Raw genomic sequence first — 15,800 nt, forward strand, 5'->3', positions numbered from 1 at the left:
AACGGCAGCCGCCTGATAGCCACACCCAGAACCCCTGGGCGACCCAACCTTACGAATGGCCCGATCAACCCGGCTCAGAAGGTAGAGCCGCCTGACCGCCCGGATGCGCCTGACCCTCAGCTACGCCCTCTTCGCGGTCACCGCCGGTGCCCTCGCCCTCGCCGTGGTCTACGTCGGGATGCGCTACATCCCGAACTACCCCCTGACCTCCTCCAACCCGCGCTACCGCGCGGACGCCCCCTCCCGCCAGGAGATCCTCGACTCCCTGCTCACCGCCGGCGGCTACGCGCTCGCCCTGATGACGGCCGTCGGCCTGGCCGGCGGCTGGCTGATCGCCGGCCGGGTGCTGCGCCCGCTGCAGGACATCACCCGCGCCGCCCACGCCGCCGCGAGCGGCGCCCTGGAACACCGCATCGCCCTCACCGGCCCGCGCGACGAGTTCACCGACCTCTCCGACGCCTTCGACGAGATGCTCGAACGCCTCCAGCGCTCCTTCGAGGCCCAGCAGCGCTTCGCCGCCAACGCCTCCCACGAACTGCGCACCCCGCTGGCGATCACCCGCACCATGCTGCAGGTCGCCGCCGCGGACCCGGCCGGCCAGGACTGGTACAAGCTCGTCACCCGCCTCCAGGACACCAACCAGCGCGGCATCGAGATCAGCGAGGCCCTGCTCCAACTCGCCGACCTCGGCCACACCCCGCCCGACCTCGCCCCCGTCGACCTCGCCGACACCACCCGCGAGGCCCTGGCCGCCGTCCACGACGAGGCCCGGGCCTCCGGCACCACCCTCACCGCCGACCTGCGCCCCGCCCCGGCCACCGGCAACCCCGTCCTGCTGCGCCAGGCGGCCGTCAACCTGCTGCACAACGCGCTGCGCCACAACCTGCCGGCCGGCGGCCGCGTCACCGTCACCACCGGGCCCGACCCCGAGCAGAGCGGCCGGGTGCGCCTCGCCGTCGCCAACACCGGCCCCCGCCTCACCCCGCAGGCCGTGGCCACCTTCACCGAACCGTTCCTGCGCGGACGCGGGCGCACCGCCGAGGCCGACCCGGCCCGCCGCGGCCACGGGCTGGGCCTGGCGATCGTGGCCGCCGTCACCGAGGCCCACCACGGCGAGCTGCGCCTGACCCCCGACCCGGACGGCGGACTGCTGGTGACCCTCGCCCTGCCGCAGACCCCGCCCGCCGGGCTTACCGGGCCTGTCGGGCCTGCCGGGCCTGCCGGGCTTACCGGGCCTGTCGGGCCTGCCGGGCCTGCCGGGCTTACCGGGCCCGTCGGGTCCGGCGGCTGAGGGCCGCCGGTCCGTCAGGTGCCGGTGACCGGCAGCAGGCCGCGCTCGGCGAACACCTTCTTGGCGACGAAGGTGGCGTTCAGGGCCTTCGGGAAGCCGCAGTAGGCGGCGGAGTGCAGCAGCGCCTCGACGATCTGCTCGGGGGTGAGCCCGACGTTGAGCGAGGCGTTGACGTGGACCTCCAGCTGCGGCTCGCAGCCGCCGAGGGCGGTCAGCATGCCCAGGGTGACCAGCTGGCGGTCGCGCGGCGCGAGCTGGGGGCGGCTGTAGATCTCGCCGAAGCCCCAGGCGACGACCTGGTGCCCGAGCTCGGGGTTGATGTCGTCCAGCGACTCCACGACCCGGCGCCCGACCTCGCCGTCGATGCGGTCGAGCACCTCCATCCCGTGCGCGAAGCGCTCCCGGCGGGTTCCTGCGTCGTTCGCGGCCGTGTCCATCGTGCTGCTCCTCTTCCGGCCGCCCTGTCGGCGGCCACGTCCCTCGCTACCGGTCCGGTGCCCGCCGACTGCGGCGGGCCGGACCCACGGCAGAACCGTAGGACTTGGAGTGCACTCCAACTCAAGCCCGACACCTCCGCCCGACATCTCCGCCCGACATCTCCGCCCGCCGGGAGGACCCGGCGGGCGGAGGTGTGCCGGGGCGTCAGGCGCGGTGGTACTGGACGGGGGAGGGGACCTCGCCGCCGAGCTCGGTGGCGGCGTGGCGGGCCCAGTACGGGTCGCGCAGCAGTTCGCGGCCGAGCAGGACGGCGTCGGCGCGGCCCTCGGCGACGACGGCCTGCGCCTGGGCGGGGTCGGTGATCAGGCCGACGGCGGCCACCGGCAGTCCGGCCTCGTTGCGCACGGCCTCGGCGAAGGGCACCTGGAAGCCGGGCGCGGCCTCGATCCGGGCGTCGGGGACGAGGCCGCCGGTGGAGACGTCCAGCAGGTCCACGCCGTGCGCCTGGAGTTCCTTGGCGAGGCGGACGGTGTCCTGCGAGGTCCAGCCCTCGCGCCCGTCCTGCGGGTTCTCGGTGAGCCAGTCGGTCGCGGAGACGCGGAAGAAGACCGGCAGCTCCTCGGGCCACACCGCGCGCACCGCGTCCACGACCTCCAGCGCGAAGCGGATGCGGCCCTCGAAGGAGCCGCCGTAGCCGTCGGTGCGGCGGTTGGTGTGCGGGGAGAGGAACTGGTGGATCAGGTAGCCGTGGGCGCCGTGGATCTCGGCGACCTGGAAGCCGGCGTCCAGCGCGCGCCGGGCGGCGTCGGCGAACTGCCGCACGACCCGGCCGATCTGCTCCCCGGTCAGCTCCTGCGGCGCGCCGTGGCCGGGGGAGAAGGGTTCGGTGCCGGGGCCGACCGGCTGCCAGCCGTGCTCCTCGTCGGCGGCGAGGGCGCGCCCGCGCTCGACCCAGGTCCGCTCGGTGGACGCCTTGCGCCCGGCGTGGGCGAGCTGGATCGCGGCGACGGTGCCCTGGGACTTCAGGAAGGCGGTGATCCGGCGGAAGGCCGCGGCCTGCTCGTCGTTCCAGATCCCGAGGTCGTACGGGCTGATGCGGCCCTCGGGGCTGACGGCGGTGGCCTCCGTGATGATCAGCCCGGTGCCGCCGGCGGCGCGCGCCGCGAGGTGGGTGAAGTGCCAGTCGGTCGGCACGCCGGCCGCGTCCCCGTCCGGCATCGCGCTGTACTGGCACATCGCCGGCATCCAGATCCGGTTGGGGACGGTCAGCTCCCGCAGGGTGTACGGGGTGAAGAGGGTGGTGCTCATGTCGGAGACTCCCGGTGGGGTCGGCGGCGCCGGGGACGGCGTGCATGCCCGCGCAACTGATTGCAGCTGCAACTTATGCCCTCAAGATAGTTGCACACGCTGGTCATTTGCAAGGGCCCCCAGCGCCCCCGTCCTGCCTCAGTCCCCGTCCTGCCTCAGCCTCTGTCCTGCCTCAGTCCGCGCCCAGCAGGGCCCGGGCCCGCTCCGCCAGGCCGTCGGCGTGGCACCGCACGGCCAGCTCCAGCCCCCGGACGAGCGCCGCCCGGCCGCCCGCGCCGCCGCCCCGCGCCTCCCCCAGGTCGACCAGGGCCAGCGCGTGCTCGTAGCGGGCGGGCGAGCGCTCCAGCAGACCGACCGCCTCCGTCAGCAGCTCGACGGCCCGGGGCCGCTCGTGCACCGCGGCGCACAGCCGCAGCGCACTGCCGACGGCCGAGTCGGTGCCCGACTCCCGGGCCCGGCGCACCCCCTCCCCGGCCAGGCCGCGGGCCCGCTCCGGCTCCTCGGCGGCCACCGCGCGCGCCAGGTGGCCCAGCCACGGCGCCCACACCGTGTTGCGCCACCCGCGCGCGTCCAGGGCCTCTCCGGCGGCGGCCAGCGTCGCCGCCGCACCCGCCGCGTCACCCCGGGCCAGCAGCAGCCGCCCGTACAGCGTCGGCGCGTCGGGCAGCGCCATGACCGTCGGGTACGGCGGGCCGAAGGCGTGCTCGCGCGCGAGCTCCAGCGCCTCCTCCAGCCGCCCGCGCGCGGCCAGGGTCTCGGTCAGCGCCCCGACCGCGTCCCAGTACAGCGGGGTGCCCGGACCGAACCGCCGGGCGATGCGCAGCGCCCGGCGCAGGTAGTCCTCCGCCGCGGCGAGCTCCCCGCAGCGGAACCGGAGCATGCCGGTCAGCAGGTAGGCGAAGCCGAGGTGGCCGCCGCTCCACCCGGCGACCTCGTAGGCGCGCACCGCCTCCCCGAACAGCTCCTCCGCCCGGTCGACCCGGTCGGCGTAGAGGTAGCTGATGCCCAGGATCCCGGGCAGCTCGAAACCCCAGGTGGTGTTGGTCCAGCCCAGGCTGCGCGGCAGCCGGCCGCCCGGCAGCGCGGACTCGCCCAGCGCGATCGCCTCCGCGCTGTCCACCCCGCGCAGCGTGAGGTCCCAGCAGCGCAGCACGGCCACCGCGTGGGCCAGGCCGTCGTGTTCGAACACGGCCCCGTCGGCGCCCGCCCCGCCCGCACCCGTGCCGCCGTCCGCCCCCGCGTCGGCACCGCCGTCGGCGTCGAGGTCGGTGAAGGCCAGGCCGACCGTCGCCAGCATCCGGTCGAACTCCGCGAGCCGCCGGGAGCGCCCCGGCCCGTCCGCGTCCTGCGACTGGAACGCGGCGAACATGAAGTGGGCGACCTCCAGGCGCAGCCGCCCCGGCCCCGGCGAGGTCCGCGCGGCCTCCTCGGCGCACAGCGCCGCCGCCTCGTCGACCCGGTTGCTGTGGGCCAGGGCCTGGGCCAGCCGGAACACCGCGTCCACCCGCAGCCCCGGCCCCGGCCCGTACGGGTCGGCCAGCGCCAGGCGCAGCTGGTTGACCGTCGTCGCCGGATCGGTCAGCAGCGCCGAGCAGCCCAGCTCGTACAGCACCGTGGCCCGGTCCTCGTCGGCGGGCGGCTCGCTGATGGCGCGGCGCAGGCACCTCTGCGCCGCCTCGGGCGCGCCGATGGCCAGGTGCTCGCGGGCCGCCCGGCGCAGCTTGTCGACGATCTCGCCGTCCCCCTCGGGCAGGATCTCCAGCAGGTGCCGGGACGCCGCGAGCAGGCCCAGGCCGGCGTTCTCCAGCTCGACGGCGGCGACCCCGTGCATCCCGGTCCGGGCGGCGGGCGGCATCGACTGGTAGACGGAGGTGGCGACCAGCGGGTGGACGAACTCCAGCCGGCCCGACTGGGGGCCGGTCAGCACTCGGTGGCGGCGCAGCTCGCGGACGGACTGGGCGGCGGTCTCCGGGCCCTGGGCACAGATGGTGGCGGCGAGGTCGGGGCGGATGTCGGTGTCCAGCACGGACGCCGCCCAGGCGAAGCGCAGGGTGGTGGGGCCGAGCCGGTCCAGCCAGTGCCGCAGCGTCATCCCCCGTGCGGTGGCGGCGAGTTCACGCAGCTGCCCGGTGCTCTCCTCGACCGGGTCGAGCCGCTGGTCGGCCACCTCGCGCAGCAGCGCCGCGGTCTCGTACGGGTTGCCGGCAGTGACCGCCCAGACGTGCCGGCAGAAGGCGTCCTCGGCCTGCGCGCCCAGGGCCGCACGGACCAGGTGCGCCACCGAGTCCGGCCGCAGCGGGCGCAGTTCGTGCCGGCGGTCGGCCCGGTCGGTGAGGCCGCGCTGCAGCGCCAGGGCGTCGTCGGGGAACTCGTCGCGGCAGGCGAGCACCAGCAGGGCCGGCAGTTCCCGGGCGCGCACCGCGAAGCCCGCCAGCCAGCCGAGCGACTCCGGGTCCGCCCAGTGCAGGTCGTCGACGAGCACGGCCACCGGGGAGCGCAGCTGCACCAGCCGGGTGAGGACGAAGTCCAGCCCGTCCCGCACCCCCTGCGGGTCGAGCTGCCCGCGCGGCGCCGTCAGCCCCGCCGCCGGGCCGACGACGTCCTCCCACGGCCCGAACACCCGGGCCCGCTCCTCGTCGGACAGCGCCGCCAGCACCGGACGCACCAGCTGGCGCACCACGTGGAACGGCTCGTGGCACTGCCGCTGCCCGCCCCGGCCGAACAGCACCGTGCAGCCCGCCCGCCGCGCCGCCCGCCGCACCTCGGTCAGCACTGCCGTCTTGCCCAGCCCGGCCGCGCCCGTGTACAGCAGCAACTCCCCGACCTCGGTGCCGACGGGCCCGGTCAGCGCCTCGATCGCCCGCCCCGCCGAGCGGATCTCGGCCTCGCGCTCGTGCAGCACACCGCCCTCCGCGCCGGACCTGCCGTCGTCCCCGGGCTTCGCCTCGGTCACCGTCGCTCGCCTCCGATTCACCGTATCCGGACGGTTGTTGAGGGGTCGACGGTACTGCTGCGGGGGCGGCCGCGGTGCGCGCTTGACAAAGCCGCCCGTCGGCGGGGCCGAAAACCCGTCGGCCCCGGCCGCCCGGCCCGCGATACTCGTCAGCCGGTGCCGGGCCCGGGCAACGTATCGGGCACACCGCGGCCACCGGCCGGTGAACCGCGGACGGCGCCGCCCGGGAGGAACCCGGGTGGCGCCGTCGACGCGTCAGGTGGCAGCCGTCAGCGCACCGGTCGTCAGCGCACCGGCTGGGGGACGCGCTGGGCCGGGACGCCCGACGCCGCGCTCCTGGCGGCCCCGGCAGCCTCGGCGGACCCGGCCGGCGAGGCGCCGAGTGCGGTGCCGCGGGTCTCCTCCGCCCACAGCACGCACACCAGCAGGCCGAGCGCGGTGGTGCCGGCGGCGATCAGCATGGTCGGGCCGGTGCCGAGCCCGGTCAGGGACAGCGGCAGCAGGTAGGTGCCGACGGCCGCGCCGATCCGGCTGACCGAGGTGGCCACGCCCACGGCGGTGGCCCGGATCTCGGTGGGGAACAGCTCGTTGGGGTAGGTCCAGTCGAGCACGTTGGGCCCGCCGCACAGGAACGCGTACGCGCACAGCGCGGTCAGGGCGATCGCGGCCGGGGCGGTGGGCCACACGCCGAGCAGGGCCAGCGGGACGGTCATCAGCGCGAAGGACCAGATGATGACGGGGCGCCGGCCGCGGCTGTCGATCAGGCGCAGCGCCGGGTAGCAGCCCAGCAGGAAGACCAGGCTGATCAGCCCGGTGCCCAGGGTGTCCATGACGGTGCCGCCCGGCATGCCGAAGGACGACAGGATCTGCGGGCCGAAGGTGAGCATCGCGAACAGCGGGCCGACCTGGAACAGGAAGAACAGGCCGCAGAACAGGGTGCGGCGCCGGTAGGGCTGGGTCATCAGCAGGCGCAGCCCGGCGGGCCGGCCGCGCTCGGCCGGGTCGGGCATCAGCTCGCGGCCGTCGACCCGGACCCCGAGGTGCTTCTCGACCACGCGCACCGCATCGCCGACCCGCCCGTTGGCGGCCAGCCAGCGCGGCGACTCCGGCGAGCCGCGGCGGATCACCAGGAAGACCACGCACAGCACCGTGGAGCTCGCCAGCATCCACCGCCAGCTGCCCGGACCGGCCAGCTCCAGGAACAGGTAGCCCACCACGTAGGCGAGCACGGAGCCCGCGTACCAGGCGACGATCTGCTGGCCGAGCAGGCGGCCCCGGTGCTTGGCGGGCAGCCACTCGGCGAGCAGCGAGGTCGCGATCGGGTAGTCGGCGGCCACGGCCATGCCGAGCACGAAGCGCAGCACGGCGATCGCCCACACCTGGTCGACCCAGAACGAGAGCACCGAGCAGGCGACCATCACGAGCAGGTCGGCGGTGTACATCACCTCCCGGCCGATCTTGTCGGTCAGCACGCCGAAGAGCGCGCCGCCGACGAACATGCCGACCAGGGCGGCGGCGCCGATCAGGCTGACCTCGGCGGTGGACAGCCCGAGGTCGGGGCGCATCCCGATCAGGGCGACGCCGACGATGCTCAGGATGTAGCCGTCCAGCAGCGGCCCGCCGGAGCAGGCGAGCGCCAGCCTTCGGTGGAAGGCGGTATACGGGGCGTTGTCGATGGTCTGGGACATGGGCTTGGGGTCCTCCGGAGCGTACGGCGGCGGGCGGGGCCCGCTCCCGTGCGCCGGGTAGACGGCAGGGGAACGACGCCGCCCACGTCGGACGGCGCCATCGCCCGATCACACCGGGCGACCGTCCAGGGTTGCCCCGGTCGGCCAGGGCCACCACGAGGTCCAAGGTCAAAGGGATTGATGACCTTGGTCCCGAAGTGGACAGGCCCTCCGACCGTGCCGATCCAAGGCATTCCCAGTCCTGCCGGGGCCGAGCGCCGCCCGGCCGCCACGGCGGCACCGAACCGCGCACACAGCGTGACCCTTGTCACTCTCGGGCCCCGAACGGCCCCGTTCTGTGGCCCTTCCCACAACGGCGGGGTGCGGCCCCCCTCAGCCGGCCGCGCCGGGCCTGGCCGCCCGCAGCCGGTCGAGACCCACGTCCAGCGCGGCCTCCAGCGGCGCGATCGAACCCGTGGTCATCAGGATCAGCACCCCGCCCTGGACCCCGGCCAACAGCGCCGCGGCCTCCCGCTCGGCGTCCAGCGCCGGGTCCACCTCGCCGGCCCCCTGCAGGTGCCGCACGCCCGCCGCTAGCTGCCCCTGCCACTGCGCCAGCAGCTCGCCGGCCACCGCCCGGGCCGCGCCGGTGGCCGAGCCCAGCTCGGACAGGGCCACGTGCAGCGGGCAGTCCACGCCCTGCGCGCGGTAACGGGCGACGACCTTCTCCCGCCACCGCCGCCAGGCCGCCCAGGAGGTGAGGGCGCCCAGCTCGGGCTGCTGGTCGTCGAGGACCCGGGCCGCCTCGTGGCGGGCGACGGCCAGCAGCAGTTCGTCCTTGCCACCGGGGAAGTAGTGGAACAGCTGGCTCTTGCTGGTCGCGGTGCGGGCCATGACGTCCTCCAGCCGCAGCCCGAACACACCCTCCTCGCGGATCCGCCCGGCCGCGCCCTCCACGATGCGCTGCCTGGTCGCGGCACCCTTGCGGGTCAACGGCACGTGCCCTCCCGGTGCTGGTCGTCCTGGTCGTCCTGGCCCTCGGGTCCGATCCTCGCGCAGCGCGGGCCCCTCACGGGAGGAGCATCAGCTTGCCGGTGGTACGGCGGGACTCGATGTCCGCGTGTGCCCGGCCCGCCTCGGCGAGCGGGTAGCGGCCGGTGACCCGCATGGTCAGCCGCCCGTCCAGGAGCAGGTCGAACAGTTCCCCGCTGCGCCGTACCAGGGCCTCGCGGGTGGCGACGTGGTGGTGCACCACCGGGTAGGTGAGCAGGATGCTGTTGGGCAGGTCGGTGGGCCGCAGCGTGGGCACGCCCATGAACGGGCCGTAGTACGCGTGCACCCCGTGCGGGCGCAGGGCCAGCTGCGAGGAGGCGAAGGTGTCGGCGCCGCCGCCGTCGTAGACGACGTCGGCCCCGCGGCCGCCGGTCAACTCCCGTACGGCCTCCTCGAATCCGGCGCCGGAGTGGACCAGCACCCGGTCGGCGCCGGCCTGCCGGGCGGCGGCGGCCTTCTCCTCGCGGGAGACCAGGCCGATCACGTTCCCGCCGCGGGCCTTGACCAGCTGGGTCAGCAGCAGGCCCACCCCGCCGGCCGCCGCGTGCACCACCGCCGTGTCGCCCGGGCCGATCGGGTAGGTCTCGGTGCTCAGGTGGTTGGCGGTCAGGCCCTGCATCAGCACACCGCCGGCGACTTCGTCCGGCACGCCGTCGGGCACCTTGACCAGGGCGGCGGCCGGGACGGCGAGCAACTCGGCGTAGCTGCCCGGGTGGTAGAACCAGGCGACCCGGTCGCCGATGGTCAGGCCGTGCACCCCCGGACCGAGGGCGGTCACGTACCCCATGCCCTCGGCACCCAGCACGGCGGGCGCCGCCCAGCCGCCGGTTCCCTGCGTACGGGCGCCGACGTCCATGTAGTTCACGCCGGCCGCCCCCAGGCGCACCAGCGCCTCGCCGGGGCCGGGCACCGGGTCCGGCAGCTCGGTCCAGCGCATGACCTCGGGGCCGCCGTGCTCCTCGATCCTGATCGCGTGCATGGGATGACCGCCTTCCTGTGCGGGCTCGTCCGGGAGGGAACGAACAGCACGGTAGGCAGCCGAAATTGGACCCTCAAGTCCAGAAAGTGCGTGCGGGGAAGGGCCGCTACCCGGCGGGAGCCAGCGGTACGGCGACGTCCGCGACGTGCTCGTCCGGGGCGGCGGTCGCCCAGTTGGGGTGGTACACCTCCCGGTCGGAGCCCGCGCGTTCGTGGCCGTGGTCGGCGAGCCAGGCGGCGACGGCGTCGTGGGCGGCGGCCATCGTGGCGAAGTCGCCCTGGCGCCGGGTCAGTTCGGTGTACGCCTCGCGGTGGGCGGGCTCGACGCGCAGCCCGAAGGGGCCCTCCGGTGCGAGGGTGGCCCCGGTGGGGGCGCACACCTCGACCAGGGCGTCGGAGTCCTCGGACACCAGGCCGTGGTAGACGGCGAACAGCGGCCCGGACAGGCAGGCTCCGGCCTGCTCCAGCCGGGCGAACAGCAGTTGGGAGGCCTCCGCGAGGAAGCCGGGCAGCCCGGCGGCGCCCACGTGCCGCCGGACGAACAGCACCTGCTGCTCGGGCACGTCGCGCTCGTTGATCTCGTACACGGTCGGGGTCCTTCCGGTCAGCACTGCTCGGGCGTAGCCCACCGCCTCCCGGCGGGCCGCGTGCACGTCCTCCTGCTCGCGCCAGTACGCGAGCAGCAGCTGTTCACCCTTGGCGCCGCCCGCGTCGAGCACGGCGGCGATCGGCGTCAGCGGCAGCCCGGCGGCACGCAGCAGCGCGATCCGCCGGGCCCGCTCGACCTGCCCGGGGCCGTAACGGCGCACCCCGCTGTGCGGGTCGGTGGCGGCGGGCCGCAACAGCCCCCGCTCGTCGTACAGCCGCAGGGCCTTGACGCTCAGCCTGGTGCGGGCGGCGAGCTCCCCGATGGTGATCAGCTCCTCTGGCACGCGGGCCACTGTGCCCCCTGCCCCTGGGGGAGGGGCAAACCGGCCCCGGAACCGGTCCGGGGCTTGACTTAAAGTCAGCTTGAGGAACCAGGCTGAGCGGCATGCCGAACGACACCGCACCCCTTCGCCGCTCCACCCCTTCCCAGGCCGACCCGGCGGACCACCAGGGCGCCCCTGCCCTCCCGCTGGCCGACGCCGAGCTCGACGAGATCGCCGCACGACTGGCCGTCGGGGCGACGGTGGTCGGCATCGGGGAGTCCACGCGCTTCTCCCGGGAGACCTTCGGGGTGCGGGACCAGCTGTTCCGCCGGCTGGTACGGGACCACGGCTTCCGCGCACTGGCCGTCCAGGACGGCGCCGGTGCCGCCGCGGCCCTCGACGCCTACGTGGGCGGCGGTGAGGGTACGGCCGCCTCCGCGCTGGCCGGCGCCTGGCGGCCGTGGCGCACCGAGGAGATGGCCGGCGCCCTGGAATGGATCCGGGCGTTCAACCGCGACCACGCGGACGACCCGGTCCGGATCATCGGCGTGAAGCCGGTCCAGGCGGCGCCCGCCGACTACGACGCCGTCCTGGAACACGTGCGCGCGTCGGCGCCGGAACGGCTCGCGCAACTGGCGGCCCACCTGGACCCCGTCCGCACCGCCCACGCAGTCGACGAACACGTGCAGCGCGCGCAGGGAGTCCACCCGGGGCGGCCGTTCGCCGAACACGCCCGCGACGCACTCGCGCTCGTCGAATCCCTCCCGGGCGGCGATCACGACGTGCTGGCGCGGATGCGGCTGATCCTGGAGTTCCACGACCGCAGCGTCGCCGGCCGCGGCACCTACGCGGGCGAGGCCGAGGTGGGGGCCGACATCATCGCCGACTTCCAGCACGGCACCGGCCTGCGCACCGTCTACTGGGACGGCATCGCCCACACCTCCGCGGCCGAGAGGGTGCTGGGCCTGGCTCCCGAGCGCGGCCCGCAGGCCACCGTCGGCAGCGTGCTGCGCAAGCACCACGGCGGGCAGTACGTCTCCGCGGCGATCGGCTTCCACCACGGCGACCTCGGCATCGCGCTCGTCCCCGACCCGGGCGCGGACCTGGTCGACGCGAAGCTCGGCGAGCCGGACCGGCCCGCCCGCTGGCTGGACCTGCGCCACGACGACGCCCGCAGCCGGTGGGACGGGCCGGCGAAGGCCCGTGTCATCAGCGGTGTCTACACCCCGGAGCGCGACGCCGCCGAACACCTGGCCGTCGCCTCCCTGGCCGAAGCCTTCGACGTCCTCGTCCACCTCCGCGAGGTCACCCCGGTGCACCGGCTGTCGTGAGCCCCGCCGGGGCCCGGGTCCCCGGTCAGCCGACCGGGACCGGGACGCCCCGGATGAGGAGCGGAAGGCCGGCGCCGTGCTCCCAGGCGTCCCAGGCGTCCTCGACACGGCGGTACTGGTCATCGGCCATGACCCGGTGCAGCTTGGCCTGGGCGACCCAGTGCAGGGCGCGGACGCCCTGCGGGGGCCGGTACGGGCGGACGGCCCCGGCCTGCCGGGGCGTGACCACGCCGCCCGCGTAGACGAAGTCCAGGCCCTCGGGAAGCTCGGCCGCGGGGGAGTAGTCGACCGTGAGGATGGTGCGGAGGGGAAGGACGAGCCCGGTCTGCGTTTCGAGATGACGGCGGGCCGCGAGATGGGGCAACTCGTCCTGCTCGGCGGAGCCGCCGGGCAGCGTCAGCCCGTCGTGGTGGGCGGAGTCGACCAGGAGGACGAAGAAGTCGCCCGACCCTCCGGGATCCTCCCGCAGGACGAAGGACTGGTGGCCCCATCGCCGACCGGGGGGCTTGCCGACGAGGCGGGGCGACGTGCTCAACTCTGCTCCAGGTATGAGGAACTGCTGTCGGACGAGAGCGGCCACCCGTCGAACGGCCGACGCCGCGGCCTCCCGCAGGTGCCCGGCGCGAACTCCCGCGGATCCAGCGACCGGATCGCGGAGAGGGGGACCCGCCGCTCGGGGCCGCTCGCCCCCAGCGGCCGGAGCACCGCCTTGCCGAAGACGGTCTCCACGAAGACGCCCTCGATCGGCCTGCCGCCTCCAGTATCGCTGAAGTCCCGGACCACTTCGTGGAGTTGGAACAGGGGATCGGGTCTCTGCGCGTCAGGCATGGGGGCTCCGAGTTGCGCTGTGCTTCCGGTGAACTACCGGCTGTAGCCATGATGGCGCGATCGCCCTTACTATCGGAAGCCGATCTGAAGCTTGAAGTCAGCGCTCGGCAAGTAGGTGAAGATCATTGAATCTCAAGGAACTTGATCCGACATCAGGACCATGGGCGCCCTTGGGGGTGCAACTTCGCAGGTCACGCAAGGCTGCTGGTCTCACGCAGGCTCAGTTGGCGAGACTCGTGGGGGTCGATCCTTCCTACGTCTCCTATGCCGAACTTGCCCCGCCCGGTCGGACCCCGCCCAGCGAGAAGTTCGCGCGTGATGCCGATCGGGTGCTTGAGACCGGCGGAACCTTGCTGCTGATGTGGCTCCAGGCCAAGCACTCGGCATTACTGGAGGGCTTTCCGGAGTATGCGGCCAACGAGACGCGAGCCAGTGAGATCCGGATCTTCGAACTCGGTGTCATCCCCGGTTTGCTGCAGACGAAGTCCTACGCAGCGGCTCTTGCCAGGGCGGACGTCCGTCGAAGGGATATCACTCCCACGCAGGCAGAAGAGAGGCTGACCTTCCTTCGTGCGCGACAAGAGGCCTTGGCGCGACGAGATCCGCCGCTCATCCACGCTGTACTGGACGAGAGCTGTCTCCGGCGGATCATCGGCGGCCCGGAGGTCATGCGGGAGCAGCTTGGGCAACTTGAACAGCTCTGCGAGCAGGGGCGCGTAGTCCTTCAGGTGGCACCGTTCAGCATGGGAGAGCACAGACCGTTCGCCTTGCCCATGCGGCTGCTGACACTCCCTGACGGCTCCCTGTTTGGCTACTCTGAATCCGAGGGGCGAGGGCATGTCGAGCGGGATGACGACCGGCTCCGTGACTGGCGCAGGCGATACGATCGCCTCCAGGTGGGGGCGCTGGCCGAGTCGGCGACTCTCGAACTGATACTCCATGCCCGGAAGGAATCTCATGGCTGATCTCGACTTGGCTACCGCATCGTGGGTGAAGTCGACATACAGCCAGCAAGGCGGTGACTGCCTTGAGGTCGCGCGAGGGTCTCGTGACCTGATGCCGGTTCGCGATTCCAAGGACCCCAACGGCCCCGCCCTGATCTTCCCCGCTGCGGCCTGGGAGTCGTTCGTCACCGCTGTCCGCGACGGCGAGTTCGGCTGAGTCTGAACCGCACGTGCCGCAGGCCCGGACCGCGCCGCAAGCGGTCCGGGCCTGCAGGCGTGACTGATGTCACTCTCCACAACTGAAACCCCGCCAGTTCGTTGGTCAGTCTGACCACGGGACTGGTCAGTTGACGGACAGTGCGGGGGCACCATGGCGGATGACGGGGCGAAGGCGGGTGGGCCGGAGTTCAAGGTCCGGCCGGGGGAGTTGACGGACGCCGCGCCGACCTTCGAGAACCAGAGCAAGGCGCTGAAGGAAGCCCTCGACACGCTCAGGCGCAGCCTCGCTGACGCGGGCAGTCCGTGGGGTGGTGACAAGCAGGGCAACGAGTTCGCGACGGCGTACAACGGTCCGCACGACAAGGTGCTCTCGGCGCTGGACGTCCTGGTCCAGGGGCTCGGCAGCATCGGCGCGGGGCTGCGTGCCCACGCCGACAACCATGCCGGGGCCGACGACCACGCCAAGAACCTGCTGTCGTGACCCGTCCCGTTCCCGGCCGGGGGCCGGCCCGTGGGTGAGTCCACGGTCGCGAAGGCCGTCCAGAAGGTCACCGGCATGTGGTGGCCGGATGCCGACCCGGGCAAGCTGCGCAAGGTCGCCGACGCGTGGGAGGCGATGGCCACCGCCATCGACAACGTCACCGCCCCGACCAACCAGGCCGCGGCCGCCATCGTCGCCAACAACCACGGTCCCGCGATCGACGCCTTCGGCACGTTCTGGGGCCGGTACTACGGCGGCAAGGACAGCGCGGGCAAGGGCAAGGGCTGGCTGCCCGACACCGCGGAGGCGTGCCGCAGCCTGGCCAAGGCGCTGCGCGAGTTCGCCCACGAGGTCGACAAGGCGATCAAGAAGCTGGAGGAGGAGGCCGCGATCGTCGGCGGCACCCTGCTCGTCGGCGGTGCCCTGGCGTTCGTGACCTTCAGCATCTCGGCGGACATCGCCGCCGTCACCGCTGCGGGCATCGTCGCCACCGCGGCGTCGGTGGGTGTCGCGGTCTCCGAGGTCGTCGCGACCATCGCCGCCACCGTCCTGGGACCGGATCGGCAACAACCCGTATCTGGCTCCGTACCTCCGCCAGCCACATGAGTACTTCGCCGAGGCGTTCAATCACTGGACTGCCAAGACGCTGGACCAATTCACATACGGCGACCGCGAGGCAGCACAGATTCTGAAGGAGTATTTTGAGCGAGCATTTTGAGCCCTATGAAGTCACGGACTACCCGATGCTTGACGCCAATGGCGTCACCATCTGGCTGAAGTACGGCGGAAGGACCGTGGAGGGGAACTTCTACGACGGGTGGTACAAGTTCGAGCCGGGGGATCCCCGCTACGACGAGCTCCTCCCGCAGGCACAGCAGAATCCGCAGGATGTCGAAGAGAGCACGGCCCCGATCTACCCCAAGACCTTGGCCCGGCTGGACGAGATGCAGCGCAAGACGCGGGAGTGGAAAGAGGCGCAGGAGCAGAACCAGCGGCACGCGGAGCCCGAGTGACGTCCGGGGCTCCATGCGTGGGAGGGCTGGTCGCGGATGCGGTCCGAGCCCGCAGGCATCTCTCTGGGGGGTTACTTTGACCGAGCATTCCGATCAATCCGAGAGTTACCACGTCACCGGGCACCCGAGGCTCGACGCCGATGGCGTCACGATCTGGCAGCAGTACGGCGGAAGGGCCCCGGAGGGTTTCTTCTACGACGGCTGGCACAAGTTCGTGCCGGGGGACCCTCGTTACGACGAACTCCTCCCGGCGGCTCGGCAGTATCCGCTGGTCGTCGTAGAGAGCACGGCCCCGGTCAACCCCGAGACCATGGCCATGCTGGATGAGATGCAGCGCAGGACGCGGGAGTGGAAAGCGAAGCACGAGCAGGCCTGACATGCCGCA

16 protein-coding genes are annotated in these 15,800 nt (G+C 73.4%); 8 read left to right on the forward strand and 8 right to left on the reverse strand.

Annotated elements, in window-relative coordinates:
* The first annotated feature begins 103 nt into the window (after positions 1 to 103).
* Positions 104 to 1,291, forward strand: a complete 1,188-nt coding sequence (locus ACZ7KX_RS33740; RefSeq protein ID WP_470329801.1) for a sensor histidine kinase — start codon at positions 104 to 106, stop codon at positions 1,289 to 1,291.
* Positions 1,292 to 1,305: 14 nt separating this feature from the next.
* On the opposite strand, the gene ACZ7KX_RS33745 is transcribed toward ACZ7KX_RS33740, so the two are convergent.
* The 7 genes from ACZ7KX_RS33745 to ACZ7KX_RS33775 all read right to left on the reverse strand — a co-directional run bounded on the left by ACZ7KX_RS33745 (position 1,306) and on the right by ACZ7KX_RS33775 (position 10,620).
* Positions 1,306 to 1,728 carry a carboxymuconolactone decarboxylase family protein gene (locus ACZ7KX_RS33745; protein ID WP_350519505.1) on the reverse strand — a complete coding sequence of 141 codons (423 nt, stop codon included), beginning with the start codon at positions 1,726 to 1,728 and terminating at the stop codon, positions 1,306 to 1,308.
* Between the two features lie 205 nt (positions 1,729 to 1,933).
* The gene (locus ACZ7KX_RS33750) at positions 1,934 to 3,037 is read right to left on the reverse strand and encodes an NADH:flavin oxidoreductase/NADH oxidase (RefSeq protein WP_470329802.1); all 1,104 of its coding nucleotides are present in this window, start codon (positions 3,035 to 3,037) and stop codon (positions 1,934 to 1,936) included.
* Between the two features lie 172 nt (positions 3,038 to 3,209).
* The gene (locus ACZ7KX_RS33755; protein WP_470329803.1) at positions 3,210 to 5,990 is read right to left on the reverse strand and encodes an ATP-binding protein; all 2,781 of its coding nucleotides are present in this window, start codon (positions 5,988 to 5,990) and stop codon (positions 3,210 to 3,212) included.
* A 284-nt stretch (positions 5,991 to 6,274) separates the two neighbouring features.
* Entirely contained in the window at positions 6,275 to 7,678 is a 1,404-nt protein-coding gene (locus ACZ7KX_RS33760) for an MFS transporter (protein ID WP_470329804.1), read from the reverse strand.
* 372 nt (positions 7,679 to 8,050) lie between these two features.
* Positions 8,051 to 8,656, reverse strand: a complete 606-nt coding sequence (locus tag ACZ7KX_RS33765; RefSeq protein ID WP_470329805.1) for a TetR/AcrR family transcriptional regulator — start codon at positions 8,654 to 8,656, stop codon at positions 8,051 to 8,053.
* Between the two features lie 70 nt (positions 8,657 to 8,726).
* Positions 8,727 to 9,689 carry a quinone oxidoreductase family protein gene (locus ACZ7KX_RS33770; RefSeq protein WP_470329806.1) on the reverse strand — a complete coding sequence of 321 codons (963 nt, stop codon included), beginning with the start codon at positions 9,687 to 9,689 and terminating at the stop codon, positions 8,727 to 8,729.
* A 106-nt stretch (positions 9,690 to 9,795) separates the two neighbouring features.
* The gene (locus tag ACZ7KX_RS33775; protein WP_470329807.1) at positions 9,796 to 10,620 is read right to left on the reverse strand and encodes a MerR family transcriptional regulator; all 825 of its coding nucleotides are present in this window, start codon (positions 10,618 to 10,620) and stop codon (positions 9,796 to 9,798) included.
* Between the two features lie 101 nt (positions 10,621 to 10,721).
* Here ACZ7KX_RS33775 and ACZ7KX_RS33780 point away from each other — a divergent pair, with 101 nt between their 5' ends.
* The gene (locus ACZ7KX_RS33780) at positions 10,722 to 11,930 is read left to right on the forward strand and encodes an erythromycin esterase family protein (protein ID WP_470329808.1); all 1,209 of its coding nucleotides are present in this window, start codon (positions 10,722 to 10,724) and stop codon (positions 11,928 to 11,930) included.
* Positions 11,931 to 11,955: 25 nt separating this feature from the next.
* Here ACZ7KX_RS33780 and ACZ7KX_RS33785 read toward each other — a convergent pair whose 3' ends face one another.
* Positions 11,956 to 12,465: an NUDIX domain-containing protein gene (locus ACZ7KX_RS33785; protein WP_470329809.1), complete on the reverse strand. Its 510-nt coding sequence runs from the start codon at positions 12,463 to 12,465 to the stop codon at positions 11,956 to 11,958.
* 469 nt (positions 12,466 to 12,934) lie between these two features.
* Between ACZ7KX_RS33785 and ACZ7KX_RS33790 the strand changes: the two genes are divergently transcribed.
* The 6 genes from ACZ7KX_RS33790 (at position 12,935) to ACZ7KX_RS33815 (ending at position 15,791) form a co-directional block, all read left to right on the forward strand.
* Positions 12,935 to 13,723, forward strand: a complete 789-nt coding sequence (locus tag ACZ7KX_RS33790) for a helix-turn-helix domain-containing protein (protein WP_470329880.1) — start codon at positions 12,935 to 12,937, stop codon at positions 13,721 to 13,723.
* Positions 13,716 to 13,919, forward strand: a complete 204-nt coding sequence (locus ACZ7KX_RS33795; protein WP_470329810.1) for a DUF397 domain-containing protein — start codon at positions 13,716 to 13,718, stop codon at positions 13,917 to 13,919. Before ACZ7KX_RS33790 ends, ACZ7KX_RS33795 begins: the two co-directional genes overlap by 8 nt.
* Before the next feature lie 153 nt (positions 13,920 to 14,072).
* The gene (locus ACZ7KX_RS33800) at positions 14,073 to 14,402 is read left to right on the forward strand and encodes a WXG100 family type VII secretion target (RefSeq protein WP_470329811.1); all 330 of its coding nucleotides are present in this window, start codon (positions 14,073 to 14,075) and stop codon (positions 14,400 to 14,402) included.
* A 30-nt stretch (positions 14,403 to 14,432) separates the two neighbouring features.
* The gene (locus ACZ7KX_RS33805) at positions 14,433 to 15,008 is read left to right on the forward strand and encodes a WXG100-like domain-containing protein (RefSeq protein ID WP_470329812.1); all 576 of its coding nucleotides are present in this window, start codon (positions 14,433 to 14,435) and stop codon (positions 15,006 to 15,008) included.
* Between the two features lie 95 nt (positions 15,009 to 15,103).
* On the forward strand, positions 15,104 to 15,415 hold the full coding sequence (locus ACZ7KX_RS33810) for a hypothetical protein (RefSeq protein WP_470329813.1): 312 nt from the start codon (positions 15,104 to 15,106) through the stop codon (positions 15,413 to 15,415).
* Positions 15,416 to 15,491: 76 nt separating this feature from the next.
* Positions 15,492 to 15,791: a hypothetical protein gene (locus ACZ7KX_RS33815; RefSeq protein WP_470329814.1), complete on the forward strand. Its 300-nt coding sequence runs from the start codon at positions 15,492 to 15,494 to the stop codon at positions 15,789 to 15,791.
* Positions 15,792 to 15,800: the final 9 nt, after the last annotated feature.

It is taken from the genome of Kitasatospora sp. NPDC038210, assembly GCF_055600605.1.

Coding starts and splice junctions, on each gene's coding strand:
- ACZ7KX_RS33800 (WP_470329811.1), top strand. CDS start 14,073: ATGGCGGATGACGGGGCGAAGGCGGGTGGGCCGGAGTTCAAGGTCCGG.
- ACZ7KX_RS33740 (WP_470329801.1), top strand. CDS start 104: ATGCGCCTGACCCTCAGCTACGCCCTCTTCGCGGTCACCGCCGGTGCC.
- ACZ7KX_RS33795 (WP_470329810.1), top strand. CDS start 13,716: ATGGCTGATCTCGACTTGGCTACCGCATCGTGGGTGAAGTCGACATAC.
- ACZ7KX_RS33760 (WP_470329804.1), bottom strand. CDS start 7,678: ATGTCCCAGACCATCGACAACGCCCCGTATACCGCCTTCCACCGAAGG.
- ACZ7KX_RS33750 (WP_470329802.1), bottom strand. CDS start 3,037: ATGAGCACCACCCTCTTCACCCCGTACACCCTGCGGGAGCTGACCGTC.
- ACZ7KX_RS33745 (WP_350519505.1), bottom strand. CDS start 1,728: ATGGACACGGCCGCGAACGACGCAGGAACCCGCCGGGAGCGCTTCGCG.
- ACZ7KX_RS33770 (WP_470329806.1), bottom strand. CDS start 9,689: ATGCACGCGATCAGGATCGAGGAGCACGGCGGCCCCGAGGTCATGCGC.
- ACZ7KX_RS33780 (WP_470329808.1), top strand. CDS start 10,722: ATGCCGAACGACACCGCACCCCTTCGCCGCTCCACCCCTTCCCAGGCC.